This is a genomic window from Mesorhizobium sp. USDA 4775, assembly GCF_054062655.1.
In genome coordinates, this window is record NZ_JBSSFM010000001.1 from 5,838,289 (window position 1) to 5,860,682 (window position 22,394).

Below are 22,394 nucleotides of genomic sequence, written 5' to 3' on the forward strand. Positions count from 1 at the left end.
CACAGATTGTCTGCAGAAACGGATCGGCAAATGCACCGCATAGCTTCGGGCGAACTTTATCGGACCTACACTCTTGGTGACCTGCGCATCACCGCCTTGCGCGATGGCTACGTCGACATGCCGGTCGGGCGGCTTCGGCAACGCGGCGACAAGCCGTTTGGCGATGAGTTGCCCGAACAAGTCGCGTTGGTTGGCGGCCAACTCAGGCTTTCCGTCAACGCCTTCGCGATTGACGATGGACATGAGATAACACTGATCGATACCGGCGCTGCGAATGCCTGGCACCCGACCATGGGCCGGCTTCCCCAGGCGCTGGACGAAGCCGGCATCGATGTCGAAAAAGTCCGCACCGTCTGCTTCACCCATACGCATCTCGACCACATCCAGGGTCTTGTGCTTGCCGACGGCCGGGACGCTTTTCCGCGCCTGGTGCGCCTGCTCGTTCCCAGGCAGGAACTCGACCTCTTCCGCACCGAAGCGCGGCTCGAGCGGTTTCACGACATGGCGGAACCGTTCGAGGCCGGAGACCGTCTCGGGACCCATGTCGACATTATCGGCGCTCACGGCCATGAAGTGGGTCACAGCTGCTTTCGCGCTTCGAGCGGCGGCGAGAGCATTTTGATCTGGGGCGATACCGTTCACATCCCATCGCTGCAGTTCGATCGGCCCGAGGTGACGTGGGAATTCGATACGGATCAGGACCAGGCGCGCGAGAGCCGGTTGCGGCTGCTGGCGCTTGCGGCGGACGATCATTACCTCGTTGCCGGCGCGCATTTGGACTCGCCCGGCATTGGCCGCGTCGTCCGGTCGGGCGGCAGCTTTCGATTTGAGCCGCTATAACTAGAAAGGGCGGCGCAAGCGCCGCCCCGTATCCCTTGGCATTGCGCGCCTTCTTCAGCGCCTTGCCCCACCAGGCGAAATCATTGACCAACGCCGTGGCCGCCTGGTTTAGGTGCTCAAGGTCTTCGAGCTTCTTCTCGCCCTGATGGACGGCCAGGAAGTCGCGCCAGGATATGGACGGCGGACTTGCCCGGCGCAACCGTCAACCGATCTGAATGCGGCGCGTCACCTGTCCGTTGCTCTCCCAGTAGGTGTGTTTCTTGGCGATCCACGGATCACTCATCGCCGGCTGGATGTTGCCGCTCGTATCGATCGCGCGTGAGGTGACAGTGTGCTCCCCGGCGGAAGGTTTGGGCCAATCGAGAGACCACATCTTCCAGGCGAACTCCGCCTTGTCGGCGTCGTCGATGGTCGCCGGCATCCACGGCCCATCGTCGATCTTCACCTCGACCCGGTCGACTGGCGCGCCCCAGGCGGCTCCGACGATTCGGTAGTCGTTGCCGATATGGGTAACCCTGGCCGGTGCCGATTTGAGCCTTGCCCGTCCGACGGAGGTTTCCGCCCACACGGTCTCGCCATTATGGTCTTCCTCGCGGACCGTGACGTAGTCGCGTCCCATGAACCGGCTCTCGAAGCGCTGGTCGCGCACGTCGATGCGCTTGAGCCATTTCGCGTTCGCGATCCCGTACCAGCCCGGCGCTATCAGCCGCAGCGGGAAGCCGTTGTCGGGCGGCAAAGGAGCGCCGTTCATCTCGTAGCAAAGGATGTTTTTTGGATCCATTGCTTCGGCGAGCGACATGCTGCGCGCGAAATTCTGCTTGAACGTGACCTCGTCGGCGCGTTTGATCTCACCTTCGTCGGCGCCCCAGAAGACAACCTCGATGCCGCTGTCGTGAACCCCGGCCTCCTTCAGGATCGGGGCGAGCGGCGTACCCGCCCAGCGGGCATTGCCGATTCCGCCGTTGAAAAACGGCAGGCCGGTATTGCCCGAACATTCGATCGTGAAGGTGACTTCCTCGCGCGGCCGGGACTTGATGTCGGCAAGCGTCAGAGCCATCGGCTTTTTGACCAGCCCGCCGATTTCCAGCTTCCACGTGCTTTCCTCGATGACCGGCCGGTTGAAGTGCGCGATCGAAAAGAATTTGTCGTTGGGCGTTACCCAGGCATCGAGATCCTCCCAGACGAGCTGGTTCTTGATGACCTGCGGAACCGGATTCGGCGGCAGTTGATCGAGCCATTTGACGACTTCCTCGCCGGGCCGTGTCGGAAAAGCGTAAGCCCGCGAGGCATGGAGAGCCGCGATTGCGGCAACGGCCACGCTTCCCTGGATAAGTTCTCTGCGTTGAAGATGAGGCATGCTGTTTCCCTCCCAGTTGATCCGGAACGGGCTGCAGCGTGCTATTTGGGCCGTAGCCTGATCTCGGACAGGCGCACAAAGAAACGACTTCCACCCGGAAATATCCGGATGGGTCATGCAATCAGCGACGCGTCTCAAGCATGTGAGGCATTGGGCGAAACTCTTGTTTGGGTTTCGTGCTTGAAGAGTGCGCCCTGAAAAAGGATGTGTCCACAACTTGGACGGGATATGATGACCTTGCGGCCGATTTACGCTCGTTGCGGCTAGGGACCCGCTTCTGGCGCGATGTGTTCGCTCTGACGGTGCCGGTCTAGCTAGGGGGCACTAAGGCCTCTCACCGCCCGCCCTTGGCCTTGCCCATAGGCGTTCGGGCTGGTGTCGGGCGTGTGGCAATCGGATTGCTAGCGGCTACCGGCAACAAGCGTTTCACAATTGAAAAGGGCGGCGCAAGCGCCGCCCCATATCCCTTGGGAGGATAATTCGACCGGCGATCAGGCCGCCTTGATTTCCTCGTCGACCACGTCGGCATCGCGCGCCTTCTTCAGCGCCTTGGCCCACCAGGCGACGTCGTTGACCAGCGCGGTGGCGGCCTGGTTCAGGTGGTCGAGGTCTTCGAGCTTCTTCTCGCCCTGGCGCACGGCGAGGAAGTCGCCCCAGGCGATATGGACGGCCGACTTGACCGGCGCCATCTGCAGTTCGACGGCATGGAGGCGGAGCTGCTCGACGGCGCGGGCGCCGCCGACGCTGCCATAGCCGACGAAGCCGGCCGGCTTCTTGTTCCACTCGTTGGCGGCGTAGTCGATGGCGTTCTTCAGCACGGCCGTCGGGCCGTGATTGTATTCGGCGGCGGTGAAGATGAAGCCGTCATATTCGGCGACCTTCTTCTGCCAGCGCTGCGCCACTTCGTTGGTCGACGGTACCCATGCGGAAGAGGCGACTTCGTCGAAGAAGGGCAGCGGGAAATCTCTGAGGTCGACGACCTCGACATCGATGTCGGCATGCGACTTGGCGATCTTGGCGATCCATTGCGTGGGCACATCGGCGAAGCGCGCGGCGCGCGTCGAACCGACGATGATGGCGATTTTCGGCTTTGACATGGGGGGCTCTCCATTCCGGTAATAAGCTGGTATCATTTAGATACCGGCGCTATATGAGATACTGTCAACTGCCGACGCAAGGAGGCACCGTTTTGTTACTGAGGCACCCGCACAACACCGAAGACTGTCGCGCGATTTCGGAAATCCTGCAGCGCGTCGGCGACAAATGGACCGTGCTCGTGGTCGGCAAGCTTGGCCACGGACCACTGCGTTTCAACGAGCTGCGTGCCGCTGTCGGCGGCATCTCGCAGAAGATGCTGACCACCACCTTGCGCGGCCTGGAACGCGACGGCTTCGTCACCCGCACCGTGTTTCCGACCATTCCGCCGCGCGTCGACTACGAACTGACCGAGCTCGGTCACGAACTGTTGATCCCGGTCAGCGCGCTTGGCGAATGGGCACGCAGGAACACGCAGCGTGTGCGGGAGGCACGCGAAAAATTCGACGACATGCATGGCTGAAACCCTTGCACGGCAAGGGATCCGGTGCCTTCGCGTTAAGTGAAATTGCCTGACGGCGGGGAAGTCGTGGTCCTCTTGACGCGGGCTCGCAACTTTGTCCTAGGGCGCCGGTGGCAGACCAGCACACACGCTACTTTGACGACGACAATCGCGGACCAAAAGGAACTCCTTCAGCTTCTCGGCGCCAAGCCATCGCAGGGCGCCGTGCTCAGGGCACGCATGTCGCGGCCGGCTTCCGGTCACCCTTGTCGCCTTGCGGGCAGGCGATGGGCCGAAGGTCGTTTTTGACTTCGGCATAGGCGGTTACGCCGAGCAGGCAGACCAAAGCGACAAGGGCTGCCACGAGCCAGCTGTTCAGTATGTGTTGACGCATTGTCTCTCCCCCAACGCCAGCACGATCGGGCGTGAAAGCAACCATTGGATGTCGCGGAGCGCATCGCCGGAGCGGGCGATGTTACAATTGCCCTGCGCTGGAAAAACGGGGCGCAAGAATGGGCTCGTCAACCCTCGGCCGGAACGGCCTTCGGCTTGCCCTCGCCGTCCAAAGCCACCATGACGAAATCGGCGTGGGTGACCTTTTCCATCAAATCGGAGAGATAGCGCTGCGCCCAGGCTTCGACCTTGAGCGTCATCGAGGTGCGGCCGACGCGTTCGACATGGGTATAGATGCACAGCGTGTCGCCGATCTTCATCGGCTTGGCGAAGGACATCTCCTTGACCGCCGCCGTCACCACGCGGCCCCTGGCGCGCTCGGCGGCGCGGATGCCGCAGGCAAGGTCCATCTGCGCCATCACCCAGCCGCCGAAGATGTCGCCGGCGGCGTTGGCGTCCGAAGGCATGGCCAGCGTGCGCAATGTGAGGTCTCCGATCGGCCGTCCGTCCGCGTAGTGCACCATGCGAGAAATCCCCCGAGGTCGAAGGCTTGAGATCGACTGCCCTCGATCCCGTAGCGTCATGGCGCGGACGCGTCAACGCGCGCCGGGCAAAGCTTCGCCTGGCTGCTAGAAGTAGCGCACCAGGTTCGAACGGATGCGATCGAGAACCGTGTCCCCGGAAAGATCGGGAACGAATGCTTTGCCCGTGATCGCCTCGTAGGCTTGGGCATAGATGCGCGAGGCCTGTTCGACGATCTCGTCTGGAATCCTGGGGATCGGGTCCTTGTAAGGATCGCAGCGCGCCGCCACCCAGGAGCGGATGAAATCCTTGTCGAAACTGTCCGGCCGCGTGCCGCTGGCCAGCGCCTGTTCATAGCTCGCCGCGATCCAGTACCGGCTGCTGTCGGGCGTATGGATTTCATCGGCCAGGATGATGGTGCCGCTTCTGTCGGTGCCGAATTCGTATTTGGTGTCGGCAAGGATCAGGCCGCGCTCGGCGGCACGCGCCTGGCCGCGCGCGAACAGCTTCAAGGCGTAATCCGAGACGGTGTCCCATTGCGCCTGCGTGAGCAGTCCCTGTTCGAGGATCTCCGCCCTGGACAGCGGCTCGTCATGGCCGCCATCCGCCGCCTTGCTTGTCGGCGTGATGACCGGCGCGGCCAGCTTCTCATTGTCGCGCAAACCGTCCGGCAGGCGCATGCCGTACATGTCGCGCTCGCCACGCTTGTAGCGGGTCAGGATCGACGTGCTCGTGGTTCCGGCCAGATAGCCGCGCACGACGATCTCGACCGGCAGGATGTCGAGCCTTGTACCGACGACGACATTCGGGTCGGGATATTCGAGCACATGGTTCGGACAGATATCGGCGGTTTCCTCGAACCAGTAGCGCGCCGTCTGGGTGAGGATCTCGCCCTTGAACGGGATCGAGGTCAGGATGATGTCGAAGGCGCTGAGACGGTCGGTGGCGATGATGATGCGCCGCCCGTCGGCCAGATCGTAATTTTCCCGGACCTTGCCCTTGTAGTAACCCGGCAGTTCGGGAATGAACGCATCCGACAGGGTCCGCATATGATTTCCTGCCTTCCGCAGAGTGGCCAGAGCAAACGAATGCCCTCGCATAGGCTGTCGACCCCATGCTTATCAAGCGCGATTGTCGATATTCCCCGCAACTCGACCTCGCATTCCAGTCGCATTTTTCACAACGCATGCCGGAAGGCCCGGCGACGCGGCGAACCCCTCGCGTCTAGGCTGCGGCCAGATTTCCGGAGCCGCCCGTTTCAATCATGCAGACTTTTGACTTCATCATCGTCGGCTCCGGCTCGGCCGGCTCCGTGCTCGCCGACAGACTGTCGGCCTCGGGCCGCTTCTCAGTTCTGGTGCTGGAGGCCGGCGGCACGGACCAGCGCTTCTACGTGCAGATGCCGCTCGGCTACGGCAAGACGTTCTTCGATCCGGCGGTCAACTGGAACTACAAGACGGAAGCCGACCCCGGCCTCGGCGGCAATGTCGACCACTGGCCGCGCGGCAAGCTGCTCGGCGGCTCGAGCTCGATCAACGCCATGGTCTGGATCCGGGGTGCGCGCGAGGATTTCGACGATTGGCGCGCCGCCGGCAATCCCGGCTGGAGCTATGACGAGCTGTTGCCGATCTTCAAGGCGCTCGAGGACAATGAGGCCGGCGCCAACAAATGGCGCGGCACCGGTGGCCCCTTGCACATCAGCGACACGGCCAACGCCGTCCACCCGCTGACCAAGCGCTATCTTGCCGCCGGCCAGCAGGCCGGCCTGCCGCTCAACCCCGATTTCAACGGTGTTGCCCAGGAAGGCGTCGGCACCTACCAGATCTCGACCAAGAACGGCCGCCGCATGTCGGCGGCGCGCGCCTTCCTGCGCCCGGCGATGAAGCGCTCCAATGTCCGCGTCGAGACCAACGCGCTGGCCAGCCGCATCCTGTTCGAAGGCAAACGCGCCGTCGGCATCGAGTATCTGCAGAACGGTCAGACGAAGACGGCGCGGGCCGGCCGCGAGGTGATCCTCTCCGCCGGCTCGATCAACTCGCCGCAGCTGCTGCAATTGTCGGGCGTCGGCCCCTCGGCGCTTCTGAAAGGGCTGGGCATCGCTGTCGTCCACGCCAACGAGAATGTCGGCGCCAATCTGCAGGACCATGTCGGCATCAACTACACCTTCAAGGGCAAGGTGCCGACGCTCAACCAGATCCTGCGTCCCTGGTGGGGCAAGCTGCTGGTCGGCATGCAGTACATACTGACGCGCTCGGGGCCGCTGTCGCTGTCGATGAACCATGGCGGCGGTTTCTTCCGCACCGACCCGGCGTTCTCGCGCCCCAACATGCAGCTCTATTTCCAGGCCTTCTCGACCGTCATCCCGAAGAGCGGCGAACGGCCGATCCTGACGCCGGATCCATGGCCGGGCTTCTCCATCGGCCTGTCCAATTGCCGCCCGTCGAGCCGGGGCGAGATCATGATCCGCTCCAGCAATCCGCTGGACTATCCGAAGATCACCGCCAACGCCTATTCCACCAATGCCGATGTCGAGGAGATGCTGGCGGCGGTGAAGTTCGTGCGCAAGATCGCCTCGATGCCTGCAATGGCCGAAATCATCAGGGAAGAAGTCCTGCCCGGCCCGTCGATCCAGTCCGACGCCGACCTGATCACGGATTTCAGGAAGCGCTCCGGCACCGTCTATCACCCGGTCTCGACCTGCCGCATGGGGCCCGATCCCGCGCGCGCCGTCGTCGATCCGCGCCTGAAAGTGCACGGGCTTGAAGGCTTGCGCGTCATCGACGCCTCGATCTTTCCCGACAACATCACCGGCAACACCAACGCCGCCTCGGTCATGACCGGGTGGAAGGGCGCCGAACTGGTTCTGGAGGACCAAAAATGAAGATCACCGACGTCAAGACCTGGGTTGTCGGCAACCCGCCGCCCGGCATCGGCGGCAAGTATTTCATCTTCGTCAAGCTCACCACCGATGGCGGCGTGGTCGGTTATGGCGAAGCCTACAACGCCACCTTCTCGGCCCATGTCACGGCGAAAATGGTCGAGGACATGGCCGAGCGCTATCTCGTCGGCCGCGATCCGCACGACATCGAGAACTTCTTCCGCCGCGCCTATTCCTCCGGCTTCACCCAGCGCCCCGATGTTTCCGGCATGGGCTGTTTTTCGGCGCTCGAAATGGCCTGCTGGGACATTATCGGCAAGGAGGCCAACAAGCCGGTCTACAAACTGCTCGGCGGTCAGGTGCATGAGACGCTGCGCTCCTACACCTACCTCTACCCGCACACCGGCAGTGTCCATTCCGAGGACGCGCCGGACGGCAGGAATGTCTACAACGACCCCGAAATGGCGGCGGCCTGCGCGCTCGAATATGTCGAGCAGGGTTTCAATGCCGTCAAGCTCGACCCGGCCGGTCCCTACACCGCCTTCGACGGCCATCAGCCGCGCCTCATCGACATCGACGTCTCCACCCGCATGGTCAAGGCGATCCGCGAGGCGGTGGGCAACCGCGCCGACATCCTCTTCGGCACGCACGGCCAGTTCACCGCGTCGGGCGCGCTGCGCATGGCCCGCGCCATCGAGCCCTACGATCCCTTGTGGTTCGAGGAGCCGGTGCCGCCCGACATGCCCGAAGTGATGGCGCAGGTCGCCCGCGCGACCTCGATCCCGATCGCCACCGGCGAGCGGCTGACGACCAAGTTCGAATTCGCCCGCGTCATCGAAAACCGCGCCGCGACCATATTGCAGCCGGATCTCGGCCGCTCCGGCGGCATTCTCGAAACCAAGAAGATCGCGGCGATGGCCGAGGCCTATCACATTCAGGTCGCGCCACACTGCTATTGCGGGCCGATCGTCGGTGCGGCCAACATCCAGCTGGCGGTGACGTTGCCCAACTTCCTCATCCTGGAATCGCTGAAGCAATGGGACGGCTTCCACGCCACGCTCCTGAAGAAGAAGATCGAGTGGCAGGACGGCAACGTCATCCCCTCGAAGGAACCGGGGCTGGGCGTCGAGCTCAACGAAGCCGTTTGCGATGCGCATCCCTACACCGGCAAAGATCTGCATCTGCAGATGATGCAGACCCCGTTGATGCCGTGAGCGAGAGCTACGCCTTCATCGGCCTCGGCCATCTCGGCGGCAACCTTGCCGCCAGCCTGATCCGCAACGGCTTTGCGGTCACTGTCTTCGACCGCGACTCGGCTGCCGTCGAGCGCCTCGTGGCGCTCGGCGCCACCGCAGCCGACAGCGCTGCCGACGCGGCGGCGCGGGCCGGCAACGCCATCACTTGCCTGCCCTCGCCCAAGGTCAGCGAAGCGGTGCTTGCCGGACCCGGCGGCTTGCTCGAGGGTTTGCCGAAGGGCGGCACCTGGATCGAGATGTCGACCAATGGCCGCGACGAGATCGTGCGGCTTGCCGCCCTCGCCTCGGCCAAGGGTGTCGAGACGCTGGAGTGCCCGGTCACCGGCGGCGTGCATCTGGCGGCGGCCGGCAAAATCACCGCCCTGGTCGGCGGCGATGCAGCCCTTTACGAACGCCATCGCGCGGCCATCGAAGCAATGTGCGCACGTTCCTTCCTGATGGGGCCGATCGGCTCGGCCGCGGTGATCAAGGTGATCACCAACATGCTGGCTTTCATCCACCTCGTCGCCGCCGGCGAAGCGCTGATGCTGGCCAAGCAGGGCGGGCTCGACCTCGCCCAATCCTACCACGCCATCGTTGCCTCCTCCGGCAACAGCTTCGTCCACGAGACCGAAAGCCAGCTCGTCCTCAACGGCTCCTATGACATCGGCTTCACCATGGACCTGGCGCTGAAGGACCTCGGTTTTGCGTTGGGCATGGGCAAGGATTTCGGCGTGCCGCTGGAGCTGGCATCCCGCGTCAATGCGATTTTCGAACAGGGCAAGGCGGCCTATGGCGGCAGCGCCTGGTCGACCCAGATCGTCAAATTGCTGGAAGATACCGTCGGCACCGAACTGCGTGCGCCCGGTTTTCCAGCCAGACTGGCAATCTGATCGGCGAGCGGAAAAACAAGCAATTTCATCTGCTTGAATCGATAGCCGGATTCAGTTTCGAAAAGGCTTGAATCAATCTCGCAACGCCTTGATTCAATATCTGAGCGTCAGCGCGCCAGGCAGGATCTCGAAGGTCGCCGGTATGCGTCCGGGCGACTCACCGTCTATGTCGACCAGCGCGCCGTTCTTTTCCACATCGTCGAGCGGTTCGACAACCACTTTCTTGCCGCGCAGGATCGTGATCGCCGGATGGTTGCGGTGCCGGCCGCCATAGAGCAGGCGGATATCCCAGATCAGCTTCAGCTTACCTGCCGCGCGCAGGATGACGATGTCGAATTGCCCGTCGGTGAGCTCGGCATCCGGCGCGATCATCATGCCGCCGCCGAAGAACTTGCCGTTCGCCACCGCCACCAGCGCCATGCGCGCCTCGACCGGCGCGCCGTCGTCGACGGTGATCCGCACATGCTGGAAGCGGTAGCGGATGAACTCGACCACGGTGCGCCACAGGAACAGCGCCTTGGCCGACATCTTGCCCTTGCGCTTGTCGGCATTGACGGCGCGGTCAGTGGTGCCCGACAGGCCAAGGCTTGCGATGTTGATGAAGTGGCGGCTGGCCAGTGCGCCATGGTCGTCGATGTAGCAGATGCGCCCGGCATCGACCTTGCGGCCCTCTGCCCCGGCGATCCGCTTCAAGGTCGCGTCCACCGCTTTCGGCAGGCCAAGACCGCGTGCGAAATCGATGCCTGTGCCGCATGGCAGCAGGCCAAGCTCGGTCGTCCTGCCGCTCTCCTCGAATGCCTGCAGCAGCCCGTCGGCCACTTCGCTGGCGGTGCCGTCGCCACCGGCGGCGATCACCAGGTCGAAGCCGTTTGCCGCGAGGTCGATGGCCAACCGTTCGGCATCGCCCTCGGCCTGTGTCTCGCGCAGCTCGAAATCGCCGAAGTGCTTTTTCAGCGAGGCGGCAACCTCAGGCCAATGCCGCTTCAGCCGGCCGCCACCGGCTATCGGATTGAGAACCACCCCGACTTTCAATACGCACCCTCCCCGGCGCCGGACATCCATGTCCGATCGTTTGCCGGCATTGAAGCCCGCGCCCGGCGGCGGAGCAAGGGGCGCTGTCGATCCGAGCGCCGAAAAGAGGGGACGGCTGTTTAAGGCAGCAGGCACCGAAGGTCCCGGGCCCTCGCCAAACGGTCCCCGATAATCCCGCTATCCACAGGCCCATGGCCATTCCCCAGGCCCCTTACCCGGCGTACGTTAAACCCATCTCAGGCGGCCACCGATCGCCAAGCCGAAAGGCGAAAGTGCAAGGCGGATTTCCTGAGGCCCGTACGGCCCGGAGCGAGAGCAGGCTTGCCTGTTTCGAGGGACGGTAGCCGAGACCTACGGGGCCGCGGAAAGCGTGCCAACGCCGACGGCGGACCGATGCTGCCATGAAGGACGGCAAAAACCTTCGATGGCACGCAGGGCAAAGCCCGCAAGGGCCAAGACCAGCGTGGTCTGGAACGGACACTGCCTTGGGGTGGTGGCTGGCAGGACCGTCAAAATCAAGGCCGGCATGGCGCGACGACTTTACGGAAGTTGCTGCCGCGACCGTGTCCTGATCTGACAGGGAGGCGCTGGGAGAAATCCCGGCGCCGACTGTCGTTTTGGCCCTTGATCTCCTTTGCTGGCGATCTTGCGGGCGCCGCTTCACCGCGCGCTAAAATCGGTTAGTATCCCAACGTCGTCAGAGTCCGTTTTAACGGGCTCGTAGGAGGGGGATACTTCATGACGCTGATCCAGAAGCTTGCCGTTGCCTATGCTTTCCTGTTCTTCGCGGTCGTCGCCATCGGCTACATACCGGCGTTCAACGATGCCAACGGCAATCTGTTCGGCCTGTTCTCGCTGCAATGGTATGACGACCTGCTGCACGCCTTCTCCGGCGTCTGGGCGCTGGCCGCCGCCTTCATCTCGCATCGCCAGGCAGTGTTCTATTTCAAGCTGTTCGGATCGGTCTATCTGTTCGACGGGGTGCTCGGGCTGATCACCGGCTCCGGCTGCCTCGATGCCGGCATCTTCATCAACGGTTTCCGCTCCCTCAACGACATCGAGTTCCCCACCCGCTTCTTCGCCAACCTGCCGCATCTCGTCATCGGCGGCTTCGCCGTCTATGTCGGCTTCTGGCTGTCGAAGCGCATACACGACCACTTCGCCACGGCCTGACCGGCCATGTTGCTGTTCCGCTGGCTGAAGCGCGTCATCAAGACGATCGTCTGGCTGATCGTCATCATCATCCTCATCCCGATCGTCGGGCTGAGCTACGGTTTCCTGACGACGCCGTCGCTCGACAAGACGCCGCTGCCCGGCATTGCCGATGGCGCGCCGCCCAAGGCGCTGGCCGACAAGGTCCGCGCCGAAATCCCCGGCTACCAACGGCCTGAGGAATCGACCTTCCTCACCTATCCCGAATGGGCAATTGTCTACGCCGCGCGCGAATATGCCGGCTTCGTCGCCAAGGACCAGCCGAGCGGATTTCCCTATTGGTCCTATGTCGGCCGCTTCTGGCAGGACTACGCCACCGTGATCCGCGCCAGTTCCCCATACAAGTTCAACTATGCCAACCACCAGATGCTGGTCATCATCGGCACCAGCCACTCGATCGAGCACATATTGCAATGGGCCTATGAGAACACGGTCGGCCGCGTCACCGAGGCGACATCGGCCAAGCGCACCGCCGCCGACATCTACCAGGCCAAGGTGGCGGCCGAATACGCAGGCTTTCTCGACCAGGTGCCGTGGTACCAGTTCGCCTATGCCGAAAAGCGCGCCAGCCTGTTTGCCGTGCAGCCGGCGCCGGGCGACAGCTCCGTCCGCACCAGCGAACGCAAGCTCGCCTTCGGCCTCGCCGACACCATCAAGCAGGGCTATGCCGACCTGATCAAAAAGGCGCTCGCCGCGACCTCCGACCCGGCCTTCCTCGACATCCATGTCTGGGCCAAGGGCCCGGTCGGCGAAGCCACCCGCAACGAGCCCGACACCTTGCTGGAGCGCGACCTGGGTCCTGACGGCACCATCTTCGTCACCAAGCGCTATCAGGTCTTCACCGACATGATCCCGCGGCTGATCGACAAGGGCGTCTCCTTCGTCGAGATCGGCGGCAATGACGAGATCATGGTCACCATGCTGTCGACCGACTCGATCGCCGTCCCCGAAGGCATGCGCATCCTGTTCAGCTATCCGCTGCCGGCCGATCCTTCGACGCGCCGCACCGGCATGGTCGTGGCCGTGCGCAAGCTGCATCTGGTGCTATCGTCGCTGATGAAGGCCGGCGCCAAGCTCGAACACGTCTACGATTATTGAGGCCTTTCGGCCACGCCCGGCCAAGATCAGACGCGCGGCCATGCTCATTCCACAATCGCGGCCAAATCCCGCCTTGTTCGCGCGCGATGGAATGGTGCACGTTGCCTGACGGGCGACATGCACCTGAATGGGCTGCCGGGGGGCATCTCGAAGGGACAAGACCGTGATCAAGACCGCCCTTGTCGCCATGACCATTGTCGGCTGCGACTGCGACGCCAAATTGTGCGAATATATCGGCGAGACGCCTGCCAAGTGGTCGACCATCGCCGAATGCGAAGCCGCGATGAAGAGCCAGATCCTGCACCAGCGCAATTTCGACTATCCGCTGGTGTCCGGCATCTGCCGCCCCAAGGGTTCGTCATCCTCCTCGCAACTGGCCGCCACCGCATCCCGCCCGGAACTCAAGCCCGCCAGCAGGATCGTGCGAACGGAAAGCCCGCTGCCTCCGGAACTGAGCCATCGGCCGAGCGTGCCCGTCGGCTCGCCGACGACGACCGTCGACGCGGATGCCGCCCGGCCCGTCGCCTATGAACAGGTGGTCGATGGCGGAACCGGCGTGCTCTACCGCACCAAGAACGGCTATGCCGTGGTCAAGACCGATCTTGGCCGTGCAGCTTCCGCGACCGCCGATGCGGCCAAACGCTCAGTGAACTGGCTGGCCGGCCTGGTGCCAACGGGGCTTTAGTCCCTTTACATCTTGAGCTTCAGGCTCTCCCAGAATTTGTCGATCAGCGGCTGTTCGGTGGCCAGATCCCCGCTGCCGACGCGCGTGACGAACAACAGCCCCCGATCGGCCAGGCCGTAGCCGACGATCTCGAAATACGCGGTGTCGGTGCGCGTCTTCACCTCGGCGCGGATGCCGGTGAGTTCCTTGCCGTCGGCGAGCTTGCGCGTCGTCGGCTGCTGCGTCAGCGTCGCACCGGCCTGCACCGATTCCCTGGTCATCTCCTGCAGCATCAACTGGTTGAGCGACACCGGATTCATCTTGCCGTATTCCTGCACGACGACGATCGTGCCCAGCGCCGAAGCCATCAGATATTGCGTGATGTTCTCGCCGAGATCGGTCTTGGTCACCGAAATGCCGGTCGGATGGACGAAGGAGAAGCTACCGCCTGAAAAGGTGGCGAAGTCGTTGCGCTCGAGCGTCACCTTGCTCTGCTTGCCGCCGGGCAGCGTGATGGTCGTGCTCTCGCCGGGATCGATATCGACCGCCACGCCGTCGATGGTCAGCTTGAAGGCCTTGAGGTCCTCGGCCCCGGCCGGTCCAGCGCACAGCGCGATGAGAGTAAGGACGTGTCGATAATTTATCGCGCTAATTTTTGGGATTGCGGCTTGATTGTATAGTTCCATTCACCGTGGAATTCGTTGCGAATGATGTTCAAGCTGGCCATGTCCTCGTCGGAGACTTTGATCCCGGCGGGATAGCGGTTTTCATCAAGTTCGCAACGAACGGTCAGTCCCGCCGTCGAGGTTGTGGCGCCGATGAGTTCGACGATGGTGCGATAATCGGTGAGCGGTCGTCCACGCCAGTTTCTCGAGATGAACGAGAAGAGGCGGTGTTCGATCTTGTTCCATTTGCTGGTGCCGGGCGGGAGATGGAGGACAGCGATGGTCAACCCCAACTCGTCGGCCAGCTTTTGGAGTTCGACTTTCCACAGGCGCACGCGCGAACCGTTGCTTCCGCCGCCGTCGGCGGTGATCGTCAAGGTATGAGCGTGCGCGTAGCGATCACGCCCCATGCTGATCCACCAGGAGCGTATGGCGTTGACGGCGAAGGCAGCGGTATCGTGGTCGATCCCGACGCTGACCCACCCTTTGTCATCGGCGATATCATAAATACCGTAGGGCGCGGCACGACCGAGCTTCGGGTCGACGAAATCATGGACGCGGACCGGCTCTGGTGCTCCGGCCGGTCGGTATTCACGTCCGCCATTCTTGAAGTCGCCGACGAGTTCTTTCTTCTTCGTATCGACGGAGATCGCAGGTTGACCGGCCGTAATGGCGTCCTTGACCGTCCTGGCGATGTGCTGGAACTGTGCGTCGCGATCGACGTGGCTCGATCCCTCCAGCGTCTTTCGATTGCCCTGAAGAGAATACCCAAGCGTTTTCAACAGAGTACCGACGACGTCATGACCGACACGATGGCCCATGGCGCAAAGCGCCGCCGCCAAGTTCCGCAAGCTTTTCGATGTCCACTTCAAGGGTGACATCGGATCGCCACGCGTGGCGGGGTCGACAAGCCTTTCCAGGTCGCTGAGAAGTGTCGGATCCGTCTGCGTCAAAGGTTTGCGTCCGGCACCCTTGCGCCGGATGCCGCCAAGAGCTGAATCCGGCGCCGCGCCGCGCAGTTCCCGCAATCCATATCCGATGGTGCTACGCGCGATCCCCGTTGCCGCGGACACCGCCGCGATCCCGCCCCAGCCCGCGGTGAGCGCTTCCGCCGCCGCAAAGCGGCGACGACCACGCTCGTCCAGCACGGGGCTAACCGCATCATAGCGGAGCTTTATAGCGGCGACATCGATCACCGCCCATGTCTACAAAGCAACGCAGGATTTCGGAATCCCCCAAAACGAGCTTTATCGATTCAGCAATTTATCGACGTGTCCTAAGGGCTGCCGCCGATAGCATGCGCATCGATTGTTCTCCTGCTTCCTACGCCACCCCGCTCAGCGCCTTGATGGCACGGTAGAAGGTCGAGGAAAACAGTTCCGTCGGGTCATAGTGCCGCTTCGCCGCAAGGAAGGCCGGCAGTTCGGGATAGGAGGCCAGCAACTCCTTGCCCGTATAATGTAGCTGGTAAGGCAGGAAGAAGCGCCCGCCATGCTTGATCGTCACGTCGATCAGCGCCCGCGTCAGCGCCCGCATCTTCGCATTGCCGTCGGTATCGGCGGGCTGGTTGATGTAGAGCACCAGCGAATAGGCCGGCTCCGGCGCATAGGTCAGCGCCACATCCTCCTTATGGACGATGCGCACCGAGGCATTGAGCACCGGCAGGGACTGGTTGCGCAGGATCTCGCGCGCTTCGGTGATGAACTCGACATAGGCGGCGCGCGGAATGAAATATTCGTGCAGTATGTCGGTCTCGTCGTTTAGATCGTTGAACAGATACGGCACCGAATCGTGCATCGGGTTGTTGCGGGTGACGAGGCAGGCCTCGCCTTGCGCCATTGCTGTCGTGCGCGCCACGGTGCAGTTCTCGAATTTCGGCTCAAGCGTCTTTTCGGTGAACCACTTCAGCTCCTGGAACACGCTGCCCCATTTCGCCAGATTGATGATCACCCGCTTCAGCCCGACCGAGCCCGGCTCGCCGATATCAGGCTGGTCGGCCGGCGGCTCTTCGGCCACCTTGTCGTAGCGATAGACGATCATGTCCTCGAGGAAATTGCCCGGTGCCGTCGACAGATGGCCGTAGAACAGGCCGATATCCTTGTTCGGCTCCAGCACATCGGCAAAAAACTTTGGGAAATCGTCGGATTTGATGATTTCGCGCGAAGTGCGGTAGACGGCATTGTCGACGATATCGAGCGTTGCCTCCACCACCACGCCGAACAGGCCGTAGCCGCCGACGACATGGCGGAACAGCTCGCTGTTCTGCGTGGCCGAGCAGGTCGTCACCGACCCGTCGGCCAGCATCATCCGCATCGAGCGGATCGAGCCGGCAACCGAACCCGCCTGGTGGTCCATGCCATGCGCGTTGACCGACAGCGAGCCGCCGACCGAAAAAATGTCGGTCGACTGCATCGCCTTTACCGCGAAGCGCGGATGCAGCAGGTTCTGGATGTCGTGCCAGCGCGCGCCGGGCTGCAGCGTCATGGTCCTGGCCGCCGCATCGACGCTGACCTTGTTGAATTTCTTGAGGTCGAGCACCAGCGCATTGTCATCGAAGGCATGGCCGCCCATCGAATGACGGACAGCCGCCAGCGACACTTTCAGCCCGTTGGCACGGGCAAAGGCCAGCGCCTTGGCGATATGGTCCTCCTCGCTGATCTCGACCACGCCATAGACCGGCGTCCGCGACAGGCCGCTGGCATCGTTGATGTCGCCGCCCTTGGCCGACCAGGGCAGCGAAGGATCAAAGGCCGGCGGGCTGGCGATCGGTTTCAGCGGCAGGGCAATGCCATCGATGTCGGCGATGCGCCCGGCATTCTTCGGCCCCGACGGTCCGCGTGCCAGCCGCGCCATTGTTGTTCCGCCCCACAGCACCGCGCCGCCGACGACAGCCGCGCCGAGCACCAGCCGGCGCGACAGGCGAAACCCCTTCTGTTCGTCAGCCATGCGGATCCCCCGTTGGCCAAGGGATAGCGCGGCTCTTTGGCAAAAACCATAGGGGCGCCGTCGGGGCAGCGTTCCGCCACCCTGGCCGCCTGGCGGTGAGTGACCAAGAGCACGAAAATGGCCGATCCCCGAAGGAACCGGCCAAGATTGGAGCAGGGGCTGAAAAGTACGGTCAGCAGGTCTGCCGACGCATGACGCTCGCGGCTACGAAGCCTTCTTGATCGAGGTCACCATGCCGGTCTTGTCATCGACGGTTACCGCCACCTTGGCGCCGACCTTCAGTTTGCCGATCTTCGCTTCCGGCGACAGCTGGTAGATCTTGCCGTCGTCGAGCGTAATCGACTTGGTCGTCGGATCGACCGCCTGGATGGTGCCCTGAACGGACGCGGCATAGGCCGTACCAAGGAAGGCGAGCAGAGCGGCGGTGGTTGCGAGGGTCTTCTTCATCGATAGCACTCCGTGCTGTTTCACTTTTCCGGGGCCGCCGCGTTGGGCAACGACAGCACCGAACGAGCCGACACTGGGCCTGAAAGTCTGCTGGCCGCAAATCACATTGAGTGACTTTTCGCAAAGGAAATCATAGGCTTAATTCTGACACATTGCTTGCGGCTGACGCGGTTTCCAGCCGTATCGTTTGCCTCGACGAGCGCCGTTCGCCCACGAAAAGAATCGTTTAGGCGATTGCGGCGGGTGCATCGAAGCCATCACGCAGCCGCCATAATCCGCCCCGGATTGCATCACGCAACAGCCCGCTGACCTTCGGTTGATACAAATTTTGTTTCATGGACCAGCTCAACCGCCACCGCAAAAGCGGACAAAACTCGCGCCGTGGTTGCAAATTCGAAATGGATACAGGATCATTGCAACCGCAACGACGAGGGGGAACTCACCATGAAACTGGCAGTCCGAACCATGATATCCCTGATGCTGGTGCTGGCGCCGGGATTGGCCGGCGCACAAGGCGCTGACCCAGGCGGCGACAAAACGGTTATGTTTGCTAGGGACGATCCCGAGATGGCGGTAGCGATTGCGAAGGCGCGTGCCAGCTTGGATGAGTTCCTGGCCCTGACCGAAGCGCCGCCCTCGGGGACGGACAGGTTCAAATTAAAGGTCGAGGTGCACGATGGGGATATCAGCGAGCACTTCTGGGTCATCCCGTTCCGACGCACCGAAACCGGCTTCGTCGGCATATTGGCAAACGAACCGGTAGCAGTGCGCAATGTCGTCCTCGGCCAGAACATAGAATTCACCAGGGACGATATTTCCGACTGGGGATACAGACGCGACGGGCGTCAAGTCGGCAGCTTCACCGTCTGTGTGATGTTCAAGAGAATGTCTAAGGAAGAAGCAGACACCATGCACGAGGAATCCGGTTACGATTGTTGATCTTATGCCCGGTCCGATTAGCTTGCCTCGTCCTTCGCCCCGATCTTGCGCACCAGCGCCGCCGTCGCCAGCATGGCGCCCATGTCGGAAATCATCGGCGCGACATGCCTGGTGTAGTCGAGAGGCACTGAAATCTCCGGCAGCTCGAAGAAGTTCTTCGCCTGCGGCAACAGCAGGAAACCGTCGCCACCATTGAGCGCGACGCGGGCCGGATCGTCGGGCCAGGTTTCGCCGAGCCATTTCAGCGCCTGCGCCAGACGCCCGGTCACCAGCGGCCGCGCCGCCTCGACATTGTCGGTGCGGAATTCGTAGGCCGCGTCGAGAAATGGCTCGCCCGACGACAGTTCCTGCAGCTTGGACCCGAACAGGCCGCGGAAAAAGCCGACGACCGCATTGGTCCGCCGCGTCGCCACCAGGATTCCCGGGAACGGCTCGACCGCTTCGAAGGCGACGATGACACCCTTGAAGGCCGTCGATGAGCCCTTGCCGGTGCCTTCCCGCAGTTCGGCCTCGTAGAGCTCGAATGGAAACCCTTCGTAGTGGCCGGAAACGACATCGTCGAAGGCTTGCCGGTTGAAGGGCCCGACCGCCTCGCGCGGCAGCCGGTCGAACGAGTTCGGTCTGCCGCCATGCTGGTAGCCGATGTCACGGATGAAACCGAAGATGATCGGCAGCAGCGTGTCGCGGAACGATTGCTGCAGCCGCGTCGCCGGCTTCATGGCCTGGAAATACAGCAGGATCGAAGCGGCAAAGCCGATGAAATAGAGGAATACATGCGGCGTCGAGAACCATTGCTCGTTGGGGTCGGCGACCTTGTTGAACAGCCAGGCGATCACCGCCACGGCCACCAGCACCAGCCCGACGAACAGCGGCACCCGCCAGCGCACCTGCCGCACCGCCGAGGCCCGCGCCGCCTCATAGATCTCGATGTTCTTCCGGATGCCGGCGATGACAGCCTCACCAGGCATGAAATCCGCTGCTTCCACCGCCACCCCCTCGCCTCGACAAGTTCATGATAGCTGGTTTTGTCGGATGTATCGACTGCGGTGCCTCCTCAACAGATGCTCGCGCTGCCCCTCATCGCCCTGCCGGGCACTTGTCCCCGCAAACGGGGCGAAGGACGCCGTCATCGATGGTCTCGCCAATTGCCAGCGTTGCAAGTGGAGCGCCGCCGGCACGGCTAATCTCCCTTCTCCCCGTCACTATACGGGGAGAAGGTGCCGGCAGGCGGACGAGGGGAAGCACGACGCTTGTAGAATAGTCTCGCCGCTTGCAGCTCTAAGGAAAGATTGCTCTCAACCGTCTTTCAATCTTTCCCCTCATCGCACCGTCCAACGCCTCCACCGGCACAAGCCGCTCATGATCCCCGTCCCGCAGCCGCGCGAACGGATGCACCTGGTAAGCCGCAACAGCACCGCGCGTCCCCTCCTCCGCGCTGACATCCGCGACAAAAACCCCGCCAATGCGCCCCGGCCATGGCTGGCGGGCGAGCGCAGTGCCGAGGAAATCGCCGAGCCCATAGGCGACGACAGTCTCGCCGATCCGTTCCACCGGCTGCACCACATGGGCGTGATGGCCGGCGATCAGCCCGACGCCCTGCCCGGCCAGGCGCCTCGCCAGCGCCTTCGTCACGGCCTGCGGAAAATGCCGGAACTCCCAGTCCCAATGCGGCACGGCGCAAATAAGGTCGAACGCGCGCGGCCAGCGCTCTGCATCGCTGCCCATCGACACACGCCCGGCAAACAGGCTCTCATCTGCATTGCGCCATAGCGTGAAGGCCGCGAAGCCGACATTCAACAGCCCGACCTTGACCGGCTGCACCGAGCCACCGGCGGCAAGGCCTATGCTGCGGATGCCGAGCCGCTTCAGCGCCGCCACCGTCTCATCGAAACCGGCGACGCCCTGGTCGAGCACGTGATTGTTGGCCAGCGACAGCACCAGTCTTTCGTGCGCGATGCCGGCCGCAGCGAGCGCCTCGGCCAGAAACCGCTCACTCATCGCATGATGCGTGCCGAGCTTCGTGCCGAGCACCGCGCTCGGGCTGTCCACGACAGGGCTTTCGCAATTGCCGATCACCAGATCGGCAGCGCCAAGCAGGGCCTTGATCGCCGGATCGCAGTGCGGCGCCCGGCGGTTGGCCACGGCCGAGATATCCCCGATGAAGGCCAGCCGCACCGTCCGCTTTGGCGGCGGCTCCATCAACCTCCCCGCCATCGGCGCAAACCCGTTGCCGTCACCGCCAAGCGACGGCTTCAGAAAACGCGGCAGCCAGGACAGTTTGTAGGAGAGCGGATAATTCGACACGCGACGCCCAATCGTTTGCCTTCTGTAAACCGTCCGCCGGGCGGGTTGAAGCGCATCCCTCGACAATCATGCAACGATGTGGACAGCGCATCGGCGCTGACGGGCGCGACGCCGTAAATAGCCGCAAATCTGTGTATGGTCGTCGGCGACAAATTGCTTGGGAGGGAAAGATGACACGAATAGCAAGCCTGATGGCATCCGCATTCATTCTGCTTGTGCCGCTGTCTTCGGCGCAAGCCGCCATGCCCGAAGCGGCAACCGCGCTTTTCGAGGCGAAGACCGTCGCCGCACGCGACAGCGCCCTGTCGACGCTGGAGGCGGCCGCACCGAAAGATCCGGCATCGGCCTATGCCGCCGGCGCCGGTGAGTTCTTCACCGCACTGGAACTGCTCGCCAGCGGCCTGCACCGCCACGGTTTCGAAAGCCCGCAATCCTTCATGCTGCCGCTGATGCAGCTGCCGGTGCCCTCCAATCCCAATCCCGAGCCGCTGACCTACGAAGAGTTCCGCGCCATACTGGTCGCGTTCCGCGACAGGCTGGCAAAATCCGCCGCGACGCTGGGCTCGGTGCCGGCCGATGCCGATATCGGCATGGTCATCGATCTCACCCATGTCGGCATCGACCTCAACGAGGACGGCATGATCGCACCGGACGAAAGCATGGCGGCCATCATGGCCGCGCTGTCGCACGGCAGCATTTCGCAGGGCGATAGCGCACCGGTGCTGACCTTCCGTTTCGACCGCGCCGACGGCTATTGGCTGCAAGGCTATGCCGAGTTCCTGATGGCGCAGGCCGATTTCTGGCTGGCGCATGATTTCAGAACCACTTTCGACGGCTCCTTTCACATGCTGTTCCCGCGCGCCAAACTGCCATTGCAGGACATCCTGGTGCCGCCGCCCAGCGAGATGGGCTCGAGCATCTTCTCCTCGGAGTGGCGCATCGCCGATTTCATCTCGATGGTGCACATGATCAACTGGCCGGTGGTCGAGCCGGAGCGCCGCAAGGCCGCACGCCAGGAATTGCTCGAAATGATCCGGCTGTCGCGCGAAGACTGGAAGGCAATCCGCGCCGAGACCGACAATGACCGCGAATGGCTGCCCGGGCCGCAGCAGAAGGGCGAGAACCCGCTAACCGGCCTCGAAGTCGGCGAGGAGCAGGTGCAGGCCTGGCTGGCCACCTTGAGCATGGCGGAGGACCTGCTCGAAGGCCGCGCGCTGCTGCCGCATTTCCGCATCACCGGCAAAGGCATCAACATGAAGCGCTTCTTCGACGAGCCGAAGCCTTTCGACCTGGTGCTGTCGATCACCGGCCCTGGCATCGCGCCCTATCTGGAAAACGGCAGGATCCTGACCAGCGAGGATTTCGACCAGATCCAGCGCGAATTCGGCGGCGGCGGGTTTTTGACGTTCGCGCTGTGGTTTAACTGAGAACC

Annotated in this window: 22 protein-coding genes; 10 read left to right on the plus strand and 12 right to left on the minus strand. The window is 63.0% G+C overall.

The window, feature by feature from the left end; genetic code table 11:
- Nucleotides 1–30: 30 nt before the first annotated feature.
- On the plus strand, nucleotides 31–840 hold the full coding sequence (locus ACVILI_RS28690) for an MBL fold metallo-hydrolase (RefSeq protein WP_038649006.1): 810 nt from the start codon (nucleotides 31–33) through the stop codon (nucleotides 838–840).
- 202 nt (nucleotides 841–1,042) lie between these two features.
- Here ACVILI_RS28690 and ACVILI_RS28695 read toward each other — a convergent pair whose 3' ends face one another.
- Both ACVILI_RS28695 and ACVILI_RS28700 read right to left on the minus strand, forming a co-directional pair.
- Nucleotides 1,043–2,197 carry a sulfite oxidase gene (locus tag ACVILI_RS28695; RefSeq protein WP_019860577.1) on the minus strand — a complete coding sequence of 385 codons (1,155 nt, stop codon included), beginning with the start codon at nucleotides 2,195–2,197 and terminating at the stop codon, nucleotides 1,043–1,045.
- Nucleotides 2,198–2,688: 491 nt separating this feature from the next.
- On the minus strand, nucleotides 2,689–3,294 hold the full coding sequence (locus ACVILI_RS28700) for an NADPH-dependent FMN reductase (RefSeq protein WP_019860578.1): 606 nt from the start codon (nucleotides 3,292–3,294) through the stop codon (nucleotides 2,689–2,691).
- Nucleotides 3,295–3,386: 92 nt separating this feature from the next.
- Here ACVILI_RS28700 and ACVILI_RS28705 point away from each other — a divergent pair, with 92 nt between their 5' ends.
- The gene (locus ACVILI_RS28705) at nucleotides 3,387–3,755 is read left to right on the plus strand and encodes a winged helix-turn-helix transcriptional regulator (RefSeq protein ID WP_038653238.1); all 369 of its coding nucleotides are present in this window, start codon (nucleotides 3,387–3,389) and stop codon (nucleotides 3,753–3,755) included.
- 208 nt (nucleotides 3,756–3,963) lie between these two features.
- Here ACVILI_RS28705 and ACVILI_RS28710 read toward each other — a convergent pair whose 3' ends face one another.
- The 3 genes from ACVILI_RS28710 to ACVILI_RS28720 all read right to left on the minus strand — a co-directional run bounded on the left by ACVILI_RS28710 (nucleotide 3,964) and on the right by ACVILI_RS28720 (nucleotide 5,698).
- The gene (locus ACVILI_RS28710) at nucleotides 3,964–4,128 is read right to left on the minus strand and encodes a hypothetical protein (protein ID WP_019860580.1); all 165 of its coding nucleotides are present in this window, start codon (nucleotides 4,126–4,128) and stop codon (nucleotides 3,964–3,966) included.
- Between the two features lie 127 nt (nucleotides 4,129–4,255).
- Nucleotides 4,256–4,651: an acyl-CoA thioesterase gene (locus ACVILI_RS28715; RefSeq protein ID WP_010911043.1), complete on the minus strand. Its 396-nt coding sequence runs from the start codon at nucleotides 4,649–4,651 to the stop codon at nucleotides 4,256–4,258.
- Between the two features lie 105 nt (nucleotides 4,652–4,756).
- The gene (locus ACVILI_RS28720; protein ID WP_038649009.1) at nucleotides 4,757–5,698 is read right to left on the minus strand and encodes a phosphoribosylaminoimidazolesuccinocarboxamide synthase; all 942 of its coding nucleotides are present in this window, start codon (nucleotides 5,696–5,698) and stop codon (nucleotides 4,757–4,759) included.
- Between the two features lie 215 nt (nucleotides 5,699–5,913).
- Between ACVILI_RS28720 and ACVILI_RS28725 the strand changes: the two genes are divergently transcribed.
- From ACVILI_RS28725 to ACVILI_RS28735, 3 genes are read left to right on the plus strand one after another with little or no spacing between them, the layout of a single operon-like run.
- Complete coding sequence (locus ACVILI_RS28725; protein ID WP_038649012.1) at nucleotides 5,914–7,530, plus strand: GMC family oxidoreductase; 1,617 nt, start codon at nucleotides 5,914–5,916, stop codon at nucleotides 7,528–7,530.
- Complete coding sequence (locus ACVILI_RS28730; RefSeq protein ID WP_019860584.1) at nucleotides 7,527–8,741, plus strand: mandelate racemase/muconate lactonizing enzyme family protein; 1,215 nt, start codon at nucleotides 7,527–7,529, stop codon at nucleotides 8,739–8,741. Before ACVILI_RS28725 ends, ACVILI_RS28730 begins: the two co-directional genes overlap by 4 nt.
- A complete protein-coding gene (locus ACVILI_RS28735; RefSeq protein WP_038649014.1) occupies nucleotides 8,738–9,655 on the plus strand; it encodes an NAD(P)-dependent oxidoreductase in 918 nt (305 codons plus the stop codon). The genes ACVILI_RS28730 and ACVILI_RS28735 overlap by 4 nt, the downstream gene beginning before the upstream one ends.
- Before the next feature lie 93 nt (nucleotides 9,656–9,748).
- Here the strand turns inward: ACVILI_RS28735 and ACVILI_RS28740 are convergent, their stop codons facing one another.
- A complete protein-coding gene (locus ACVILI_RS28740; RefSeq protein WP_457102684.1) occupies nucleotides 9,749–10,687 on the minus strand; it encodes a diacylglycerol/lipid kinase family protein in 939 nt (312 codons plus the stop codon).
- A gap of 738 nt (nucleotides 10,688–11,425) precedes the next feature.
- Between ACVILI_RS28740 and ACVILI_RS28745 the strand changes: the two genes are divergently transcribed.
- From ACVILI_RS28745 to ACVILI_RS28755, 3 genes are all read left to right on the plus strand, one after another.
- Nucleotides 11,426–11,860: a membrane protein gene (locus ACVILI_RS28745; protein ID WP_032931388.1), complete on the plus strand. Its 435-nt coding sequence runs from the start codon at nucleotides 11,426–11,428 to the stop codon at nucleotides 11,858–11,860.
- 6 nt (nucleotides 11,861–11,866) lie between these two features.
- Nucleotides 11,867–12,997: a hypothetical protein gene (locus tag ACVILI_RS28750; protein ID WP_038649019.1), complete on the plus strand. Its 1,131-nt coding sequence runs from the start codon at nucleotides 11,867–11,869 to the stop codon at nucleotides 12,995–12,997.
- Nucleotides 12,998–13,160: 163 nt separating this feature from the next.
- Complete coding sequence (locus ACVILI_RS28755) at nucleotides 13,161–13,682, plus strand: hypothetical protein (RefSeq protein ID WP_027047289.1); 522 nt, start codon at nucleotides 13,161–13,163, stop codon at nucleotides 13,680–13,682.
- 5 nt (nucleotides 13,683–13,687) lie between these two features.
- Here the strand turns inward: ACVILI_RS28755 and ACVILI_RS28760 are convergent, their stop codons facing one another.
- The 4 genes from ACVILI_RS28760 to ACVILI_RS28775 all read right to left on the minus strand — a co-directional run bounded on the left by ACVILI_RS28760 (nucleotide 13,688) and on the right by ACVILI_RS28775 (nucleotide 17,719).
- Entirely contained in the window at nucleotides 13,688–14,347 is a 660-nt protein-coding gene (locus ACVILI_RS28760; RefSeq protein WP_457102685.1) for a hypothetical protein, read from the minus strand.
- Complete coding sequence (locus ACVILI_RS28765) at nucleotides 14,302–15,522, minus strand: ISAzo13 family transposase (protein ID WP_038650363.1); 1,221 nt, start codon at nucleotides 15,520–15,522, stop codon at nucleotides 14,302–14,304. Before ACVILI_RS28765 ends, ACVILI_RS28760 begins: the two co-directional genes overlap by 46 nt.
- A 127-nt stretch (nucleotides 15,523–15,649) precedes the next feature.
- A complete protein-coding gene (locus ACVILI_RS28770) occupies nucleotides 15,650–17,272 on the minus strand; it encodes an FAD-binding oxidoreductase (RefSeq protein WP_038649021.1) in 1,623 nt (540 codons plus the stop codon).
- A gap of 204 nt (nucleotides 17,273–17,476) precedes the next feature.
- On the minus strand, nucleotides 17,477–17,719 hold the full coding sequence (locus ACVILI_RS28775; protein WP_027047290.1) for a DUF1344 domain-containing protein: 243 nt from the start codon (nucleotides 17,717–17,719) through the stop codon (nucleotides 17,477–17,479).
- Nucleotides 17,720–18,163: 444 nt separating this feature from the next.
- Between ACVILI_RS28775 and ACVILI_RS28780 the strand changes: the two genes are divergently transcribed.
- Nucleotides 18,164–18,658, plus strand: coding sequence for a YegJ family protein (locus ACVILI_RS28780; RefSeq protein ID WP_038649023.1), 495 nt, complete (start codon nucleotides 18,164–18,166; stop codon nucleotides 18,656–18,658).
- A gap of 17 nt (nucleotides 18,659–18,675) precedes the next feature.
- On the opposite strand, the gene ACVILI_RS28785 is transcribed toward ACVILI_RS28780, so the two are convergent.
- Both ACVILI_RS28785 and ACVILI_RS28790 read right to left on the minus strand, forming a co-directional pair.
- Complete coding sequence (locus tag ACVILI_RS28785; RefSeq protein ID WP_038653247.1) at nucleotides 18,676–19,644, minus strand: DUF3137 domain-containing protein; 969 nt, start codon at nucleotides 19,642–19,644, stop codon at nucleotides 18,676–18,678.
- Between the two features lie 292 nt (nucleotides 19,645–19,936).
- Nucleotides 19,937–20,962 carry a CapA family protein gene (locus ACVILI_RS28790; protein ID WP_038649026.1) on the minus strand — a complete coding sequence of 342 codons (1,026 nt, stop codon included), beginning with the start codon at nucleotides 20,960–20,962 and terminating at the stop codon, nucleotides 19,937–19,939.
- A gap of 170 nt (nucleotides 20,963–21,132) precedes the next feature.
- Between ACVILI_RS28790 and ACVILI_RS28795 the strand changes: the two genes are divergently transcribed.
- Nucleotides 21,133–22,389, plus strand: a complete 1,257-nt coding sequence (locus ACVILI_RS28795; protein WP_038649028.1) for a hypothetical protein — start codon at nucleotides 21,133–21,135, stop codon at nucleotides 22,387–22,389.
- The last annotated feature ends 5 nt before the right edge of the window (nucleotides 22,390–22,394 follow it).

Bases quoted from the DNA above. Each gene is read 5' to 3' on its own strand.
- ACVILI_RS28795 (WP_038649028.1), top strand. From the start codon at position 21,133: ATGACACGAATAGCAAGCCTGATGGCATCCGCATTCATTCTGCTTGTG.
- ACVILI_RS28700 (WP_019860578.1), bottom strand. From the start codon at position 3,294: ATGTCAAAGCCGAAAATCGCCATCATCGTCGGTTCGACGCGCGCCGCG.
- ACVILI_RS28780 (WP_038649023.1), top strand. From the start codon at position 18,164: ATGAAACTGGCAGTCCGAACCATGATATCCCTGATGCTGGTGCTGGCG.
- ACVILI_RS28710 (WP_019860580.1), bottom strand. From the start codon at position 4,128: ATGCGTCAACACATACTGAACAGCTGGCTCGTGGCAGCCCTTGTCGCT.
- ACVILI_RS28715 (WP_010911043.1), bottom strand. From the start codon at position 4,651: ATGGTGCACTACGCGGACGGACGGCCGATCGGAGACCTCACATTGCGC.
- ACVILI_RS28730 (WP_019860584.1), top strand. From the start codon at position 7,527: ATGAAGATCACCGACGTCAAGACCTGGGTTGTCGGCAACCCGCCGCCC.
- ACVILI_RS28695 (WP_019860577.1), bottom strand. From the start codon at position 2,197: ATGCCTCATCTTCAACGCAGAGAACTTATCCAGGGAAGCGTGGCCGTT.
- ACVILI_RS28745 (WP_032931388.1), top strand. From the start codon at position 11,426: ATGACGCTGATCCAGAAGCTTGCCGTTGCCTATGCTTTCCTGTTCTTC.
- ACVILI_RS28750 (WP_038649019.1), top strand. From the start codon at position 11,867: ATGTTGCTGTTCCGCTGGCTGAAGCGCGTCATCAAGACGATCGTCTGG.
- ACVILI_RS28770 (WP_038649021.1), bottom strand. From the start codon at position 17,272: ATGGCTGACGAACAGAAGGGGTTTCGCCTGTCGCGCCGGCTGGTGCTC.
- ACVILI_RS28760 (WP_457102685.1), bottom strand. From the start codon at position 14,347: ATGGAACTATACAATCAAGCCGCAATCCCAAAAATTAGCGCGATAAAT.
- ACVILI_RS28775 (WP_027047290.1), bottom strand. From the start codon at position 17,719: ATGAAGAAGACCCTCGCAACCACCGCCGCTCTGCTCGCCTTCCTTGGT.
- ACVILI_RS28690 (WP_038649006.1), top strand. From the start codon at position 31: ATGCACCGCATAGCTTCGGGCGAACTTTATCGGACCTACACTCTTGGT.
- ACVILI_RS28720 (WP_038649009.1), bottom strand. From the start codon at position 5,698: ATGCGGACCCTGTCGGATGCGTTCATTCCCGAACTGCCGGGTTACTAC.
- ACVILI_RS28725 (WP_038649012.1), top strand. From the start codon at position 5,914: ATGCAGACTTTTGACTTCATCATCGTCGGCTCCGGCTCGGCCGGCTCC.